This window comes from Pseudofrankia sp. DC12, from assembly GCF_000966285.1.
Lineage (GTDB): Bacteria > Actinomycetota > Actinomycetes > Frankiales > Frankiaceae > Pseudofrankia.
Genome location: NZ_KQ031391.1, coordinates 1,084,311 through 1,101,303 on the forward strand (window position 1 = coordinate 1,084,311; position 16,993 = coordinate 1,101,303).

17 protein-coding genes are annotated in these 16,993 nt (G+C 73.8%); 7 read left to right on the forward strand and 10 right to left on the reverse strand.

The window, feature by feature from the left end:
- Positions 1–27: 27 nt before the first annotated feature.
- The 7 genes from mltG to FRADC12_RS04460 form a co-directional block, all read right to left on the reverse strand.
- On the reverse strand, positions 28–2,910 hold the full coding sequence (gene mltG, locus FRADC12_RS28070) for an endolytic transglycosylase MltG (RefSeq protein ID WP_052710677.1): 2,883 nt from the start codon (positions 2,908–2,910) through the stop codon (positions 28–30).
- Positions 2,907–3,485, reverse strand: coding sequence for a Holliday junction resolvase RuvX (gene ruvX / locus FRADC12_RS04435; protein ID WP_052710678.1), 579 nt, complete (start codon positions 3,483–3,485; stop codon positions 2,907–2,909). Before ruvX ends, mltG begins: the two co-directional genes overlap by 4 nt.
- 17 nt (positions 3,486–3,502) lie before the next feature.
- Positions 3,503–6,154 (reverse strand): alanine--tRNA ligase, encoded by a 2,652-nt coding sequence (alaS, locus tag FRADC12_RS04440; protein WP_045875668.1) that lies wholly within the window; start codon positions 6,152–6,154, stop codon positions 3,503–3,505.
- A 255-nt stretch (positions 6,155–6,409) separates the two neighbouring features.
- Positions 6,410–6,697 (reverse strand): hypothetical protein, encoded by a 288-nt coding sequence (locus FRADC12_RS04445; protein ID WP_045875669.1) that lies wholly within the window; start codon positions 6,695–6,697, stop codon positions 6,410–6,412.
- The gene (locus tag FRADC12_RS04450) at positions 6,698–7,204 is read right to left on the reverse strand and encodes a DUF948 domain-containing protein (protein WP_045879078.1); all 507 of its coding nucleotides are present in this window, start codon (positions 7,202–7,204) and stop codon (positions 6,698–6,700) included.
- Positions 7,205–7,411: 207 nt separating this feature from the next.
- Positions 7,412–9,034, reverse strand: a complete 1,623-nt coding sequence (locus FRADC12_RS04455; protein WP_045875670.1) for a replication-associated recombination protein A — start codon at positions 9,032–9,034, stop codon at positions 7,412–7,414.
- A gap of 57 nt (positions 9,035–9,091) precedes the next feature.
- Entirely contained in the window at positions 9,092–10,129 is a 1,038-nt protein-coding gene (locus FRADC12_RS04460) for a PaaX family transcriptional regulator (protein WP_084010444.1), read from the reverse strand.
- A gap of 396 nt (positions 10,130–10,525) precedes the next feature.
- Between FRADC12_RS04460 and FRADC12_RS04465 the strand changes: the two genes are divergently transcribed.
- Entirely contained in the window at positions 10,526–12,205 is a 1,680-nt protein-coding gene (locus tag FRADC12_RS04465; RefSeq protein WP_045875671.1) for a glutamate--tRNA ligase, read from the forward strand.
- Positions 12,206–12,238: 33 nt separating this feature from the next.
- On the opposite strand, the gene FRADC12_RS04470 is transcribed toward FRADC12_RS04465, so the two are convergent.
- Together FRADC12_RS04470 and FRADC12_RS04475 are read right to left on the reverse strand one after the other, a co-directional pair.
- On the reverse strand, positions 12,239–12,523 hold the full coding sequence (locus FRADC12_RS04470; RefSeq protein ID WP_045875672.1) for a MoaD/ThiS family protein: 285 nt from the start codon (positions 12,521–12,523) through the stop codon (positions 12,239–12,241).
- A 15-nt stretch (positions 12,524–12,538) separates the two neighbouring features.
- Positions 12,539–13,636, reverse strand: coding sequence for a sialidase family protein (locus FRADC12_RS04475; RefSeq protein WP_045875673.1), 1,098 nt, complete (start codon positions 13,634–13,636; stop codon positions 12,539–12,541).
- Between the two features lie 213 nt (positions 13,637–13,849).
- Here FRADC12_RS04475 and FRADC12_RS34770 point away from each other — a divergent pair, with 213 nt between their 5' ends.
- The 5 genes from FRADC12_RS34770 to FRADC12_RS04490 all read left to right on the forward strand — a co-directional run bounded on the left by FRADC12_RS34770 (position 13,850) and on the right by FRADC12_RS04490 (position 15,542).
- Positions 13,850–14,161: an acyl-CoA dehydrogenase N-terminal domain-containing protein gene (locus tag FRADC12_RS34770; RefSeq protein WP_232303606.1), complete on the forward strand. Its 312-nt coding sequence runs from the start codon at positions 13,850–13,852 to the stop codon at positions 14,159–14,161.
- Between the two features lie 403 nt (positions 14,162–14,564).
- Positions 14,565–14,675, forward strand: a complete 111-nt coding sequence (locus FRADC12_RS34775) for an acyl-CoA dehydrogenase C-terminal domain-containing protein (RefSeq protein ID WP_232303607.1) — start codon at positions 14,565–14,567, stop codon at positions 14,673–14,675.
- A gap of 125 nt (positions 14,676–14,800) precedes the next feature.
- Complete coding sequence (locus tag FRADC12_RS33990; RefSeq protein ID WP_283215114.1) at positions 14,801–15,022, forward strand: YidH family protein; 222 nt, start codon at positions 14,801–14,803, stop codon at positions 15,020–15,022.
- Entirely contained in the window at positions 15,004–15,207 is a 204-nt protein-coding gene (locus FRADC12_RS33995; protein WP_283215115.1) for a YidH family protein, read from the forward strand. The genes FRADC12_RS33990 and FRADC12_RS33995 overlap by 19 nt, the downstream gene beginning before the upstream one ends.
- Positions 15,204–15,542, forward strand: a complete 339-nt coding sequence (locus tag FRADC12_RS04490; RefSeq protein WP_052710679.1) for a DUF202 domain-containing protein — start codon at positions 15,204–15,206, stop codon at positions 15,540–15,542. Before FRADC12_RS33995 ends, FRADC12_RS04490 begins: the two co-directional genes overlap by 4 nt.
- Before the next feature lie 20 nt (positions 15,543–15,562).
- Here FRADC12_RS04490 and FRADC12_RS04495 read toward each other — a convergent pair whose 3' ends face one another.
- Positions 15,563–16,090, reverse strand: a complete 528-nt coding sequence (locus FRADC12_RS04495; RefSeq protein WP_045879081.1) for a helix-turn-helix domain-containing protein — start codon at positions 16,088–16,090, stop codon at positions 15,563–15,565.
- Between the two features lie 122 nt (positions 16,091–16,212).
- On the opposite strand from FRADC12_RS04495, the gene FRADC12_RS04500 reads away from it, so the two are divergent.
- Entirely contained in the window at positions 16,213–16,989 is a 777-nt protein-coding gene (locus tag FRADC12_RS04500) for a siderophore-interacting protein (protein ID WP_052710680.1), read from the forward strand.
- The last annotated feature ends 4 nt before the right edge of the window (positions 16,990–16,993 follow it).

The window sequence follows — 16,993 nt, forward strand, 5'->3', positions numbered from 1 at the left end:
GCCCCCGGCGGCCCTGCCGGGACGGGATCAGCCAACGCCGCCCTCGGCGACGAAGCGGGCGTGCGCCGCCGGCCATTCCGACTCGCTGGCGTAGATCGTGACGTTGGACTTCGGCAGCGCGACGAAGTAGTACCACGGCTGCCCGTCGCTCCCCTGCGGCCCGGTGTACGGGTGCAGGGCCGAGGTCAGCGCCCAGAGGGCGGGGCTCGCGATGGCGCCCGGCGGCAGGCCGGTGTGCAGTCGGGTGTTGAACGGGCTGGGATTGTTCAGGTCGCTCTGGGTGAGCGCCCCGGTGGGCTTCTGCACGGCGTACCGGGTCGTCGAGTCCATGTCGAGCTTCTGGTACTTGCCCGTCTTGTCGTTGAGCCGGTTGTAGATCACCCGGGCGACCTTCTGCCCGTCGTCGATCCGCGGCACCTCCATCTGGATGATGGACGCGACGGTGACGATCTGGTCCGGCGTCATCCCGTCCTGCTGCGCGACCGCCTCAAGGTTGATCTTCGCGGCCTGCGCCTTGAACGCGTCGATGAACAGGTTCAGCGTCTGCGCGGGGGTCGCCGTCGGGTCGAGGTCGTAGGTGGACGGGAGCAGATAGCCCTCGACGCGCCCGTGCGCGTAGGTCGGCAGGTCGAGCTTGCCGTCCGGATGGTCGAGGAGGTCCTGGTAGGTCTGCTTCGGCACACCGAGCCGCTGAGAGAGCTCGGTGATCAGGAAGTCGGCCGTCTTGCCCGGCGCCAGGATGAACCGGTAGATCGAGTTGCCTGAGTCCAGCAGCGCGGCGAGCGCCCCCACCGCGGTCATCTGCTTCTTCAGCCGGTAGGTGCCCGGCTGGATCTTCCTCGAGTTCGGGTCGTTGGCCGCCGCCGTGATGAACGACTGCCTGCTCTTCACGACGTCGGCCGCGAACAGCGCCCCGGCGATGTCCGTCGCGGTCGCACCTTGGGCGACCTTCACGTCGGCGCTGCCGGAGCCCGGGCCCGGGTAGTCCGGAATCGCCTTGGAGCCGGTCATCCGGCCGAGCATCTTGCCGCCGGCGTAGATGCCCCCGCCGAGCAGCACGGCGAGCACCAGCAGCATCGCGACCAGCTTCGGCGCCGCGCGGCGGCGGCGCTGGACGCGCTCGCTGTGCTCGTCGCGCCGCGGCCGGTCGAACCGGGGGCCGGCGCCCTTCGGCGGGTCCTGCGCACCGTCGTCGAGGTCGTCCAGACCGCTGTCGAGGTGGTCCTGCTCGCCGGCGAACCTGCCGTTCTGGCTGCGCGCGCCGGCCCTGCTCCGGCGCTGGCCAGCCGCGGGGGCCTGCTCGAACCGGCCACGCGGCTCGTCGGCGTAGTCCTCGTCGGCCGGCCCGTACAGGTCCTCGGGCGGGTCGATCCGGAAGTTCAGCGCCTCGGTGCGCCGGTCGGTGGGACGACGCCCGCGGCGCGCCGGACGGGGCGTGCCCTCGCTCGGCGGTGCCGCCGGCGGCGAGACCGCGGCCGGGCCCGGGGGGTCGGCCTGACGACGGGGCCCGGTGCCAGCCGGCCTGAGCCCGTCGCTGTAGCGCGCCGTCGCGGCCTGGTAGCCGCCGGAGCCCTGCGGGTAGTCCGCGGCCGGGTAGGCCTCGACTCCGGTGGCACTGCCGGCCGTTCCGAACGCGGCGGCCGTTCCGAACGCGCCGGCCTGGCCACTCGCGTCGTAACCGGCCGGGTCCACCGCGGCCGGGTAGCTCGCTTCGGGGTAGCCGGCCGGGACGGCGGCCGCGTAGCTGGGGTCCTGCCCGGGCGCCGTCGGCTGCGCCGGAAGCGCGGGCCGGGCGAGGCCGCCGGTCCGCGGGTACGGGTCGGCGAGGTACTGCTCGGTGGCGTAGCCACCCATTACGGCGTGACCGCCAGTCACGGCCGGCGCCCCGGACGAGTAGCCGGCCTGGTAACCGGCCTGCTGGTCGAGCGCAGCGGCCTGCCCGTAGCCGCCGGTCTGCTCGATGGCCGGCACCACCTGCTGGTAGCCACTCTGCTCGACCGCCGGCTGGTACCCGCTCTGTTCGACGGCGGGAACCGCCTGCTGGTAGCCGCCGGTCGAGAACGTGCCGGTCGACGGGTTGACCCCGGTCTGCGGACGACCGGTCTGATAGTCGTAGGCGCCGGCCTGCGTCTGCTGCCCGAAGGCCTCCGGGTAGCCGACGCCCTGCTGGTAGCCGGTCTGCTGGGCCGCGTCCTGATAGCCGGTGGGGTGCACGGCCTCCTGATACCCCGTCTGGGGCACCGGCTCCAGGTAACCGGTCTGGCCGACCGGCTCCAGGTAACCGGTCTGGACCGGCTCCAGGTAACCCGTCGGGTAGCCGGCCTGCTGGTAGCCAGCCTGGGACGCGCCGTAGCCGGGCGCCGCCGGTCCCGGGCCGCCGTCGGTGTAGCCGAGCGCGGCGTGGTGCCCGGTGGAGGTCTCCGTGTAGGCGACGGCGCTGCCGTCGGCGCCGCTGGCCGCGGCGTCACCGAGGTAGGGGCCGCCGACATAGGGTGCCCCGACCGCCGGACCGGGGATGTCATACCCGCTGGGTGCCTCGGGCGCCTGGTCGCTGGGCCAGGCCCCGGTTCCCGCGCCGAAGAAGGCAGCCGTGGTGTCACGGTAGCCCGGCCCCGAGCCGGCCGTGGGCGACGCGGCCGGGGGGTAGCCGCTGGCGGCATAGCTCTGGTCACCGACGGTGAACGCGTCGGCGCCGTACCCGCCGCCGGCCGCCGGGTAGGCGCCAGTCGGGCCACCGGGGGATCCGCCCGGAACCGGGCCACCGCCGACGGAGATGTCGGCCCCGTCGTCAGGCGAACCGACCGCGAACGGGTCTACCGGGCGTGCGCCCGTGCGGTGCGCGGCCCACGGGTCGTTCCCGTATCCGGCCGTGCCCCCGACACCGTTGTCGAGGTCCCAGTGCTCGCTCACCGATCTTCCGTCGAGCCGCCGGCGGCGGGCGCGCCCGGCGCGGCGCGCCGCACGTCCAGCGCGTGTTGCAGGATCTGCACGGCTGCCTCCTGGTCGACGAGACCGCGGCGGGCTCGTGAGCTCAGCCCTCGCTCGGCCATTCTGCGATGCGCGGCCGCCGTCGTCAGCCGCTCGTCGATGAGACGGACCGGAACCGGGGCGACGCGGGCGGACAGCAACTGTGCGTATTGGCGGATCCGCTGGGCCGCCGGGCCTTCCTCACCGGAGAGGGTCATGGGCAGACCGACCACCACCGCTACCGCCCGCCGTTCGTGTACGAGCTCGGCCAGCTGCGCGAGATCGCCGCTGTCTGACACGTCGCGACGAAGCGTACCTATCGGTAGCGCGAGAACCCCATCCGGGTCACTCACCGACACCCCGACCCGGACCGTGCCGACGTCGACCCCGAGCCACACGCCCGCCGGCAGCGGCCGCCGGGCGGCCCGGTGGCGCGGCTTGCGCCGCCGGGCCGCCGCGGGCCCGGACACACCGCCCGGGCCCGGTTCCGACGGTTCGCCGGACTCGTCTGCCGCCACGTCTCGCCCCGGCACTGCTAGGAGCCGGTCGACGCGGCGACCAGCTCGCGGACCTTGGCCAGCGCCCGGCCGACGCCGGCGATCTCGCCGCCACCGCCCTGCGCGACGTCCGGCTTGCCCCCACCGCGGCCGCCGAGCTCAGCGGTCGCGACCTTCACCAGGTCGCCGGCCTTCAGGCCACGCGCGCGCGCACCCTCCGTGGTGACCACGACGAGGAAGGCCCGATCGCCATCCGCACTGGCGGCGGCGACGACCGCCGGGCGGTCGGTGAGCCGGCCGCGGACGTCGAGCGCGAGCTTGCGCAGGTCGTCGGCGGACGTGCCGTTCGGCGCCTCCGCGGCCACCAGCGCGACACCGCCCACGTCGACGGCGCTGCTCGCCAGGCCAGCGGCGCCGGCGAGGACCGCCTCGGCCCGCAGCCGCTCCAGCTCCCGCTCGGCGTCGCGCAGCCGGGTGACGACGTCGGAGACCCGGTCGGGCAGCTCGTCGGCGCGGACCTTGAGCAGCCCGGACAGCTGCGAGACCAGCAGGTGCTCACGAGCCAGGTAGCGGAACGCGTCCAGCCCGACGAGGCCCTCGACGCGCCGGGTGCCGGCCGAGATCGACGACTCCGAGAGCAGCTTGACGGCGCCGAGCTGCGCCGAGCGGGCGACGTGCGTGCCGCCGCACAGCTCACGCGAGTAGTCGCCGACGTCGACGACGCGGACCCGCTCGCCGTACTTCTCGCCGAACAGCGCCATCGCGCCGATCCGACGGGCCTCGTCCTGCGTGGTCACGAAGGCGGTGACGTCGAGGTCCCGCAGGGCGACCTCGTTGACCTCGTCCTCGACGTCGGCGAGCACCGCCGCCGGGATCGCGCCGAGCGCGTGGAAGTCGAAGCGCAGCCGGCCCGGCGAGTTCAGCGAGCCGGCCTGGGTGGCGGACTCGCCGAGCGCCCGGCGGAACGCCGAGTGGACCAGGTGGGTCGCGGTGTGCGAGCGGGAGACCGCGCGCCGGCGGTCCGCGTCGACGGTGACCTCGACCTCGGCGCCGAGCCGGATCTCGCCGCGCACCACCTTGCCGCGGTGCAGCACCAGGTCCGGGATCGGCTTCTGCACGTCGATGATCTCGACCTCGCCGCCGTCGAAGACGATCCGGCCCAGGTCGGCCTCCTGGCCGCCGGACTCGGCGTAGAACGGCGTGGTGTCGATGACGACGCCGACGTCCTCGCCCTGCCCGGCCGCCGGCACGCCCAGCCCCGTGACGGCCGAGACCAGCCCGACGACGGTCGCGGTGCGGGTCAGCTCGGTGTAGCCGGTGAAGCTGGTCGGGCCGGAGCGGGCCAGGATCGGGCGGAACACCGACAGGTCGACGTTGCCGATCCGGCGCGCGGCGCGGTCGGCCTTGGCCAGCTCACGCTGGCGGTCCATCAGCCGGCGGAAGCCCGCCTCGTCGACGGTCAGGCCCTGCTCGGCCGCCATCTCCAGGGTCAGGTCGATCGGGAAGCCGTAGGTGTCGTGCAGCTGGAAGGCCTCCTCGCCGGCCAGCTGGGCCGCGCCGGCGGACTTCGCCTTACCGACCGCGACATCGAAGATCGTGGTGCCGGTGCGCAGCGTCTCCAGGAACGCCAGCTCCTCGCCGACCGCGACGGACGTGATCGCAGCCGCCCGGTCGACGAGCTCGGGGTAGATCGGGCCCATCGCCGACTGGACGACCCCGAACAGGTTCTCCATCACCGGCTCGCGGCCGCCGAGCAGCCGGACGTTGCGGACCGCGCGGCGCAGCATCCGGCGCAGCACGTAGCCGCGGCCCTCGTTCGAGGGCACGACGCCGTCGGCGATGAGCATCGCGGCGGTGCGGGTGTGGTCGGCGATCACGCGCAGCCGGACGTCGTCACCGTGCTGGGCGCCGTAGCTCTTGCCGGTCAGCTCGCCGGCGCGGTCGAGCACCGGGCGGGAGATGTCGATCTCGTAGAGGTTCTCGACGCCCTGCAGCAGAGTCGCCATCCGCTCCAGGCCCATGCCGGTGTCGATGCTCTTCGCGGGCAGGTCGCCGAGGATCGGGAACTCGTAGCCCGCGCCCTCGCCCCGCTCGAACTGCATGAAGACGAGGTTCCAGACCTCGAGGTAACGATTCTCGTCCGCCTCGGGCCCGCCGTCGCGGCCGTACGCCGGGCCGCGGTCGAAGTAGATCTCCGAGCAGGGCCCGCACGGGCCGGGCACGCCCATCGACCAGTAGTTGTCCTCCTTGCCGCGGCGCTGGATGCGCTCCGCGGGCAGCAGGCCCTTCCAGATCTCCTCGGCCTCGTCGTCGTCGAGGTAGACCGTCGCCCACAGGTCGTCGGGCTTGAAGCCGTAGCCCTCGGTCAGCAGCTCGAAGGCCCAGGGGATGACCTCGGCCTTGAAGTAGTCACCGAAGGAGAAGTTGCCGCACATCTGGAAGAACGACGCGTGCCGGGCGGTCTGGCCGACGTTGTCGATGTCGACGGTCCGGACGCACTTCTGCACGCTGGTCGCCCGTGGCGCGGGCGGAGTCAGGTCACCGAGGAAGTAGGGCTTGAAGGGCACCATGCCCGCGTTGACCAGCAGCAGCGTCGGATCCTCAGCGATCAACGACGCGCTCGGGACAACAAGGTGGCCGCGCTGCTCGAAATGGTTCAGAAAGCGCCGGCGGATCTCAGCCGTTTCCATCGGTTTCTCACGTCGTCCAGAGTCGAGGTTGCAGCGGGCAGGCAGGGTTGCGGCGGGGCAGCCAGGTTGCGGTGGGGCAGCCAGGTTGCGGTGGGGCAGCCAGGTTGCGGCGGGCAATGCCGGCGACCGACCGGACAGGCGGGGCCGGCGGGGTGACGCCGTCCAACCTAGTACGTGAGGTTCCGCGCGCAGCGCGCCCGGCCGGCCACCGCAACCGTACCGCCGCGGACCGCGGCGGCTCCAAGGAGTTTCGGGCTAGCGCTGGCGCAGCCGCTCCAGGCGGACCGTGTCCTCCGGGTCGGCAGCGGGAAGCCCTGGCGTCGCCGGGTCCTCGTCGGCCTCGTACAGGCCGAGCGCCTCGCGGATCTCGTCCTCCCGCTCGGCCATGAACTCGCGGACGTCGGCCACGAACTCCTGGACCGACGCGGCCAGCGAGCCGACGACGCTGCCCGGCGCGAGCGCCGACACCGCCTTGGCCGCCTGGCGGACGGCCAGGACCCCGGCGACCGCGCCGAAGGTGACGTAGAACAGCCGGCGCGGCATCTAGCGGCCCCGGACCGGCTCGTCGACGTCGGTGCCGGTCGGCTGCGCCGGCGCCGTCGCGCGCCGGGCCCGCCTGGCCGACGTCTTCTCCGCCTTCATCTCGGCCTCCACCCGGGAGCTGACCTCGGCGCGGGCCCGCTTCGAGGCCGCCTGGCGGACGCCATAGGAGAAGGCCGCGACCCGCACGATCGGCCCGCCGATGGTCGCCGCGAACAGCGACGACATCGACGACACGTTGGTGGTGATCGTCTGGACGTTCTCCGTGATCGCGTCGATCCGGTCCAGCTCCTTGTTCACGTGCGCGAGCGCGACGTTGACCTCGTCGACGGTCGCGCCGGCCTGGCGGACCCGCGCGGTGCCCTCGTCGATGGCGATGCCGGTCTGGCGGACCCGGGCGGCGGTCTCGTCGAAGATCTTGCCCAGCTTGTAGAGGGCGTAGCAGCCGAAGAGGACGAGCACCGCGAAGGCACCCGACGCGATCAGGCCGGCCATCGCGCCAGCGGACATCGTCACGCGCCTCCAATGCGGGGTCGGCCGGTACCTGGCCGGCCAGTGCCTTACCGGCCAGTGCTGTGCCGGCCAGTGCTGTGCCGGCCAGTGCTGTGCCGGCCGGTGGTCACCGCCGGGGTCGGCCCGGACCGCGAACACCGGTCGTGAGAGGACCTTACCGACCGGACGGGCCTCAGCACGGCATGGCCCGCAGACCAGGTCGTGTCAGGACCCGTCCGCGCGAGCCCCGTCAAGGGGCCCACCCGGGGCGTCAGCGGGCGTCGGGGCCCGCAGCACCGCGCGCAGCTCGGCCGCCCGGGCGGCGGCCCGGCGCTCGAAGCCGAGGTCGCCCGGACGGTAGTAGTCGACGCCGACCAGCTCGTCCGGCGGGTACTGCTGGCGGGCCACGCCCTCGGGATAGTCGTGTGGGTAGCAGTAGCCGTCGCCGTGGCCGAGCCTGCGGGCGCCCTGGTAGTGCGCGTCGCGCAGGTGCCCCGGCACCGGCCCGGCCTTCCCGGCGCGCACGTCCGCGGCGGCGGCGTCCATCGCCCGGATCACCGCGTTGGACTTCGGTGCCAGCGCGAGGTGAATCACAGCCTGGGCGAGGGCAAGCCTCGCCTCAGGCAGGCCGACCAGCTCCAGCGCCTGCGCGGCGGAGACGGCGACCCCGAGGGCGCCCGGGTCGGCCATGCCGATGTCCTCGCTGGCCAGGATGATCATGCGGCGGGCGATGAAGCGCGGGTCCTCCCCCGCCTCGATCATCCGGGCCAGGTAGTGCAGCGCGGCGTCGGCATCGCCGCCGCGCATCGACTTGATGAAGGCGCTGACGACGTCGTAGTGCTGGTCGCCGTCCCGGTCGTAGCGGACGGCGGCGCGGTTGACCGACTGTTCCAGCAGCGCGAGGTCCACCGCCGCCGGTTGTGCGTCCCGCGCCGCGCCTTCCACCGCCACATCCCCGGCCGCCAGGCCGGCCGTGGTGGGACCTGGCTGCGCGAAGTCGCTCGCCGCCGGCTCGGCCGCCGGTGGGGTGGGCTTCGCCGCGGTCGGCGCCACGGCGAGCGCCGCCTCGGCGCTCGCCTCCAGCGCCGTGAGCGCCCGGCGGGCGTCGCCACCGGCGAGACGGACCAGGTGCTCCAGGGCGTCGTCCGCGATCCGCACCCGGCCCCCGTACCCACGCGGGTCGGCCAGGGCCCGGCGGACCAGGGCGCGGATGTCGCCGTCGGTCAGCGGCGTGAGCGTGAACAGCAGCGAGCGCGACAGCAGCGGGGCCACGACCGAGAACGACGGGTTCTCCGTCGTCGCGGCGACCAGCGTGATCCAGCCCCGCTCGACCGCCGGCAGCAACGCGTCCTGCTGGGTCCGGGTGAACCGGTGCACCTCGTCGATGAACAGGACGGTCCGCAGGTCGGCGGGAGCCTCCCCATCGGCTGGCTGGGCCGCCTCCCCGAACAGGCCGGGATCGCGGACGGCCCGGCGCGACTGGTTCGGCCGGCTGCTCGACAGTGCCTCGCGCGCCTCGTCGATCACCGCCCGGACGTCCTTCACGCCGGCCGTGACCGCCGAGAGCTCACGGAACCGCCGCCCGGTCGCCTGCGACACGATGTGCGCGAGCGTGGTCTTCCCGGTGCCCGGCGGTCCCCACAGCACGACGGAGGTGGTCCCGCCGCCCTCGACGAGGCGGCGCAGCGGGCTGCCCTGGCCGAGCAGGTGGCGCTGGCCGACGAGCTCGTCGAGGCCCCGCGGCCGCAGCCGGTCGGCGAGCGGGCCTGTCGGCGCGAGCGGCCCGGCCGGCTCAGCAGGGGGCGGCGAGGCGTCGGGGCCGGGAGCAACCGTGTCGAACAGGCTCACCCGCCAACCGTACGGCGACGGTCACCGGACGGTGGTGGCAGCCGCCGGCCCGCTCGCCTAGCGCCGGTTGGCCGTGCCGCTGGCGGGGCCCTCGGAACGCTGGTAGCCGACCAGAGCGGCCAGCTCGGGCGATGACTCGCCGACGACGGCACGAAACCGCCCGGCCGCGAGCGGGCCGAGGGCGTCGTAGGTCTCGGCGAACAGGTCACGTGCGGCGCGGCGCGGCCAGCGCTCGGGCAGCAGGTCGAGCGGGAGGTCCGGGTCGAGGCTGGGGAACCGCCACCAGGCGTTGAGCAGCGCGGTCCTGGCGACGAGCGCCTGCGCGCCGGTGACCCCGCAGCCCCGCAGCTGCTCCCGCAGCGGCGTGGTGGCCGCGACGAACTCCTCGTACTGGCCGCGCAGCTCGGTGAGGTCCCAGGCGGCCATCGGCGGGTGCGGGTCGCTGCGGCGGGCGTCGACGGTCGTGGTCAGCACCGTGGACGCCAGCACTCCCAGCTCGGCGAACACCCGGCGGGCGGGCTCCGCGACCGGTCGGGGGCTGACCCACATGCCGTCGTAGAGGGGGGCGAACCCGAGCCAGCGCAGCCGGCTGCGCACGGTGTGCCGGACGTCGCGCAGGTCCTCGGGCAGCGAGAACGCCGCGACGGTCCACCGGCCGTCCCAGGGCTCGTGCCGCTCGCCGAAGGACCGCAGCCGGTGGACGTTCTCCAGGACGACCCCGGACGCGGCGGCGGTCAGGCCGTAGTAGGTGTGGCGGCCGACCTTGGAGGACTCGAGGACGCCGCGCCGGGCCAGCCTGGACAGCGCGGCGCGGCCGCCGACCGTGGTCACGCCGAAGTCGCCGAGCAGCGCGACGAGTGCGCCGGACGGCAGATGCTCGCGCCGGCCGTGCCAGTAGTCGCCGAGCAGCGTGGTCAGCAGCCGCTGCGGCTGCGGGCCTTCCTGCGTGCGCGGCAGGTCGACCTCGGGGTGCGTCGGGAGCGCGCGCAGTGCCGGCCGCTGGGGCGGTACCAGCGGATGCGCCGGATGGTGGTCCGGCCCATGGTGGTCCGGCCCATGGTGGTCCGGCCCGATTGTCCGGCGCGGCGAGGTCACAAAGGGGCAGTTTACGAGGGTCCCCGGCAGAGCTGGACCGATCGGTCGGATACGGACGCCCACGCGCCCGCGACCGGCCAGAAGGGAGCACCGACGAGCCTCCAAAAGTGCTGTGCGGCAGCGAGAGCCCCGGTCGGCCGCGACGTCGGCGGCTCGCCTCCCCGCCCGGCCGCACAGACGGACGCGGCCGGCGCCGCGCGGGCCGCCGACGTCGTGGCGACGCGTACTAACATCGACACGGGTCCACGGTGGCCAGGACTGATCCGCCGAACCCCACCCATCCGAACGTTCAGCGCCGACGCGGGCCGGTAGGCCGCTCGACGGGAACCCGGCGGGTTCGGACGAGAGCGATCCCGAACGCGCCCGGACGACAACCGGCCCTTGGAAGGACCCGTCATGCTTGAGCGGGACGAGATCGACGCCCTGTTTCCCAGGGTCCCCGCCGGACCGGCCTCGGCCGATCAGACGGACGGCGATCTGCCCGGCCCGGAGCACTGGGAGCTGCGCTACCCGCCCAGGGACCTGCCTGCCGGCGCGATGGTCACCCGGTTCTCGCCGAGCCCGACCGGCGCCGCCCACCTCGGCGGCGTCTACGTGGCGATGCTCGACAAGGACCTGGCCCGGAACTCGGGCGGCGTCTACTTCATCCGGGTCGAGGACACCGACCAGGCCAGGACCGTCGAGGGCGCGCTCCTCCAGTTCGACGCGGCCTTCACCTACTTCGGGGTGCATGCCGACGAGACACCCGACAACGGTGCCTACGGCCCTTACACCCAGTCGGAGCGGGCCGAGATCTACCTCTCGTACGCCCGCGAGCTGCTGCGTGCCGGCCGGGCCTACCTGTGCTTCGCGACCAAGGACGAGCTGGCGGCGTCCGCCGAGCAGCAGCGCGCCGCGAAGGTGCCGACCGGCTACTACGGCCGGTGGGCGCTGTGGCGGGAGGCGCCCGACGAGCAGGTCCGCGAGGCACTCGCGGCGGGCCGGCCCTACGTCGTCCGGTTCCGCTCCCCCGGCGGCTTCGACCGGGTCACGTACACCGACCTGATCCGCGGCGAGATCACCGCGGACGCGAACCGCAACGACGTCGTCCTGCTGAAGGCCTCGGACAGCCCGCTGCGGCTGCCGACCTACCACTTCGCGCACGCCGTCGACGACCACCTGATGCGGGTCACCCACGTCGTCCGCGGCGACGAGTGGCTGTCGTCGGTGCCCCTGCACCTGCAGCTGTTCGACGCGTGCGGCTTCGAGCGGATCCCGTACGCGCATATCGCGCCGCTGCTGAAGCAGGACGGCTCAGGCAAGCGGAAGCTCTCCAAGCGCAAGGACCCGGAGGCCTCCGTCGAGTACTACATCGCCGCAGGCTACCCGGCGGACGCCGTCCTCTACTACCTGCGCGGGCTGATCAACGGCCGGCTGGCCGACCTGCCGATGGACCAGGCGCTCGCCGAGCCGCTGCGCCTGTCGGAGGCCGGGGTCTCGGGCGCACTGGTCGACCTGGTCAAGCTGGAGGACATCGCGGCCGACCACATCGCGGCCCTCGCCGGCCAGACGATCGTGGACGACGTGCTCGCCTGGGCCGACGTCCACGACACGGAGCTCGCGGCCGCGGTCCGCGCCGAGCCGCTGGTCGCGCTGCGTGCGCTGGACATCGAGCGGACCGGGGTGGCGAACCCGCGCAAGGACCTGCGCAAGTGGTCGGACTTCCGTTCCGTCTATGGCTACTTCTTCGCGGCGCTGTTCGAGCCGGTCACCGACCCGGCCGACCCACGGCTCGGCGGCCTGCCGGCGGACGTGGTCCGCGCGCTGTGCGAGCACTTCCTGCGCGACTACCAGCCCGTCGACGACGGCGACGCCTGGTTCGACCAGATCCGCGCGGCCGCCGTGGCGAACCGGTTCGCCGCGAGCCCCAAGGAGTACAAGGCCGACAAGGACGCCTTCGTCGGCTCGACGAAGGAGGCCGCGCAGGTCTTCCGCGTCCTGCTGACCGGCTCGAACCGCAGCCCCGCGTTCCACCTCGTCACCCAGGCCCTCGGCGAGGCCGAGACCCGCCGCCGCATCGGCGCGGTCCTGGTCTGAGGTGAGGGCCTCGGCGGGACCGGCCGACGTGGCCTACCCCCCGGCGATGGACGGGATCACTTGGATCTCCACGCCGGCGTGCAGCGGGGTGTCGGCGCCGGCGAGGCGGCGGCACTCCTCACCGTCGACGAAGAGGTTGACGTAGCGGCGCAACGCGCCCCGCTCGTCGCGTAGCCGCCGTTCGAGCGCGGGGTGCCGCTCGGTCAGCAGGTCGAGTGCCATCCCGAGCGTCGCGCCCGGCCTCAGCTCCAGGTCCAGGCGGCCGACGCCACCGGCGTGCGTGCGCAGCGCGCCCGGCAGGACCAACGTGACCCACATCCGTCGCCCCGCTCTCTAGAGGACGGCGACGCGGAGGCAGGTGACGTCGGGCAGGTGGGCGGCGACGCGGCTCCAGCTGTCGCCCTCATCCCGGCTGGCGTACACCTCGCCGGTGCGGGACCCGAAGTACACGCCGGTCCGGTCGGCGTCGTCGACGCACATCGCGTCGCGTAGCACGGCGGTCCAGAAGCCGTCGTCGGGCAGGCCTTCGGTGCAGGCCTCCCAACGGGCGCCCGCGTCCGTGGCGCGGTATACCGCGCAGCGCCCGGCCGGAGGAAACCGCTCCGCGTCCGCCTGCAGCGGGAAGTTGTACAGCACACCCTCGCGGCGCGGATGCGCGACCATCGCGAACCCGAAGTCGCTCGGCAGGCCGGCCGCGATCGAGACCCAGGTGTCGGCGCCGTCGTCGCTGCGGTAGACGCCGTGATGGTTCTGCGCGTAGAGCCGCTCCGGCCGCACCGGACAGGGCGTGACCTTGTGGACGCACTGCCCGAACTCGGGGTACTGCATGCCCTCGGGCAGGAAGGGTGCCCGGATGCCGACGTTGGCCGCGGACCAGCTCGCCCCGCCGTCCGCCGTCCGGTAGACCCCACCGCCCGACATCGCGACGGTGATGCGCCTCGGGTCGGCCGGGTGCGGCACGACCGTGTGAATCGCCTGGCCGCCGAAGCCGGGCTGCCAGTCCGGCCGGTGCGGGTGGTCCCACAGGGCACGGACCAGCTCGAAGCTGCGGCCGCCGTCGGTGGACCGGAACAACGCGGACGGCTCGGTGCCGGCGAAGACCAGACCGGGCTCCGCGCGCGGCCCAGGGGTGATCTGCCAGACACGCCGCAGCGAGGCGTCTGTACCGGGCGGAAACGCGACGGGGGCCGTGGCCGCCTCCTCCCAGCTCTCCCCGAGGTCATCGCTGATCATCACGTTGGGACCGAACCACTCGCTCGAGACCCCGGCCAGCAGCCGCGGCACCTGGTGGCGGGTGTCGATGGCGACCGAGTACACCTCGGTCATCGAGAACCGCGGCCCGGTGACCTCCCAGCTCGCGCGCCCGTCCTGGCTGCGGGCCAGCCACAGGCCCTTGCGGGTACCAATCATGAGCAGTGCCGTCGCCGTCATCCGACCTCCCGGACCGATCGAGCCGCCTACCAACCGGGCGCCACAGAACCGTACGGCGCCGCACTCACGACTCCAGACCGCCGCACCCCCGCAGACTCATCGCCATGGCCGGCCGACCGTCGGATACTGGATGAAATCGGGCCCCGAGCGACAGCTACGGCCGGTCGCCGGGCGGGCCGTCCGGGCCGTTCCGAGAGCCGCGAGGGGTTGTCCATGCCGCCAGGTGGCAGTGCCGAGTCCGTGATCTTCTCCCGGCGGGACCTGGACTTCCTGCTGTACGAGTGGCTCGACGTGACGGCGCTGACGGCGCTGACGGCGCGGGAACGGTTCGCCGAGCACGACCGGGAGACGTTCGACGCCCTCCTCGACCTCGCCGAGGAGGGCGCGACCGAACACTTCTACCCGCACCTGCGTCGCTCGGACCTGAACGAGCCGACCTTCGACGGCGAGCGCGTGCACCTGATCCCCGAAATCGCGGCGGCCGTCGACGCGCGGCACCACCAACACGCTGCTGAACTTCGGTGAGGGCCGGTACACCCCCAGGGCGGCGAGCCCGGCGCGGTCGGCTACCTGGTCGGCCAGCCGCACCAGGGCCTCTCCTACATGTTCCGCATGATGAACGAGGCCCGGTTCAAGGTCGGCGCGGGCGCGACGGCGCTCGGCTACACCGGCTACCTGAAGTCGCTGAAGTACGCCAAGGAGCGCCCGCAGGGCCGCCAGCCGGCCGGCAAGGATGCCCGCGCCCCGCAGATCCCGATCAGGAGCACGCGGACGTGCGATCCAGATTCACGGCGGCTACGGCTGCGTCACGCTGGCGAACGCGAGCGTCTACCTGAGGCGGTCGGCCACGCCGTGATCGCCTGGCTGTGGCTGGAGCAGGCGCCTCGCCGCCGCAGGCAAGGACGGGCCGTTCTACGACGGCAAGCGCGTGGCCGCCCGCTACTTCTACCGCTACGAGCTGCCGAGGACCGCGCCCCAGCTCGACCTGCTCGCGAGCCTCGACCGCACGACGCTCGACACCGACCCGGCCTGGCTGTAGCCGCGCCGAGCCCGGAGCACCGTCCTGAACGGCCGGAACCTGGCGTAAGAAGGCCCGAAATCCCACCTGGCCGACCTGGAAAGTTCGCCAAGGCCGGCCCGAAGCGGCCCGGCTAGGTTGGCGCCGTGGACTGGTTGCGGCGGCCCGCCGGGCGGACCGGCGGCGGCAAGCCGCCCGTACACACCGTCGGCACGGACCCGGACTACCGGTTCAGCCTGGCCAACGAGCGCACCTTTCTGGCCTGGATCCGCACCGCGCTGGCCCTGCTGGCCGGCGGGATCGCGGTCGTGCAGATCGTGCCGAGCTTCTCGATCGGCTGGGCCGTCACGTGCTTGGGATCGCGCTGATCCTGCTGGCGACCCTGATCGCCGCGACCAGCTACGCCCGCTGGGAGCGGCGCGAGCGCGCGATCCGCGAAGGCGGGCCGCTGCCCCCGTCCCTGCTCCCCCGCCTGGTCGGCCTGGGGATCGCCGCGGTCATGATCAGCGCTCTGGTGTTCATTTTGGTCGACGTGGCCCAGGGCCGCCGGTGACCGACGCCGCGCGGCACCCGGCCGAGGCCCTCGACCCCGGGATGCAGAGCGAGCGCACCTATCTGGCCTGGCAGCGCACCGGCCTCGGGTTCGCCGCCAACGGCGCCCTGCTGGTGCACGCCGCCCTGGACGGCCGGACGGCGCTCGTCGTCCCCGGGCTGGTCGCGCTGGTCGTCACCGCCCTGCTCGTCGGCCGGGCCCAGGTGCGCTACCGCTCGACCGTGGCTGTCGCCCGCCTCGGGCGCTCCCCCGCGGACCACCGCACCCTGGCCGTCACCGCGGCCCTGACTACCGCCCTGTGTCTCGCCGGACTCGTCGCGATCCTGCTGGGCTGAGCCAGGGGCCGGCCGCCGGGTCAGGCGGTGGGGGCCGGGCCGGGGCCGGCCAGCCAGGCGAGAACCGCGGTGCGGGTGAGGCGCCAGGTCGCCCCGATGTGACGAGCGGGAAGCTCGCCGGACTCGACCAGTGCCCGTACGTCGTCCACCGGGACGCGCAGCAGCTCCGCGGCCTCCTCAAGGGTCAGCACCTCGCTCACTGGCGCCGCGGGTGCGGGCGGCTCGGGCCCCGTGGCCTTGCTCATCCGCACCTTCGGCTCAGCGTCGTCGGCGTCCGGCTCGTCGGCGCTGGGACGCTTGCGCCACAGGTCACCCGGGCGGGGCGGCCGGGACGCTCCCTCACGCTTGCCGTGCGACTGGCTGGCCCCGTCCCGGCCGTGCGGGCGAAAGACGATCTCGTCACCCTCGATGTCGAGGTGGTCGGAGACGAGGGTGGCGAGCAGGTCGCGCTTGCTGACGCCGAAGCGTTCGGCGGCCTTGTCGAGCTTCTGCGCGAGCTTGTCCGGCATCCGGACGTAGACGGCCCTGGTCGGTTCGGAGGGAGTCATCCCGGCCTCCTGAGGTTCCCGTGCGGCGTGGCGGCCACGCATTCGGGCAACCGCCGCACGGATCGGTTCGATCGCTAGCTATCGTATAGCTAGCTAGCTTGCTCGGTACCTCCGGAGGAGTCATGGACGCGACAACCCCCGCCCCGATGGCGCGGCCCCGCCGCTCGCCGCGCAACCCGCTGGCGCGGGTGCTGCACCGAGCGGAGGTGACGGCGGTCGAGCAGCTGGCCGCCCGGACCCGCCGGATCACCCTGACCGGCGACGCCCTCGCCGGGCTGGACTGGACGCCCGGCCAGCACGTGAGCGTCGTGCTCGCCGACCCGTCGGCGCCCGGCTCCTGGCTGCGCAGCCCACGGGATCTCAAGCGCACCTACTCGGTGTGGGACTACACCCCCGACGGCCGGCTCGACCTGGCCGTCTACGATCATGGCGGCGACGCCCCCGGTGCCCGGTGGGCCCGCGAGGCCACCGCCGGCCGGGGCGTCCTGGTCAAGGGCCCGGAGGGCCACCTGGTCGCCCAGCCCGAGGCGCCCTACCACCTGTTCGCCGGGGATGACACGGCGGCGGTCGCCTTCGGCGCGATCCTGCGCGCCCTGCCCTCGACGGCGCCCGTCTTCGGCGCGATCGAGCACGACACCAGGGACGACGCGCTGCCGCTGGCCCGCCGGGACGAGCTGACCTTCGTCTACCGCGCGGGCGAGCCCGCCGCCGACTCGCCCCGGCTGCCCGCCGCGCTCGCGGACCTGCCGCTGCCGGCCGAGCCCGGCGTCGCCTACCTGGCCGGCGAGGCCCGAGCGATCCAGAGCGCGCGGCGCCATCTGGTCGAGGAGCGCGGCTGGCCGCGCCGCAACGTCCTGACCCACCCGTTCTGGACGCCGGGACGCCGCGGCCTGGACTGACCCT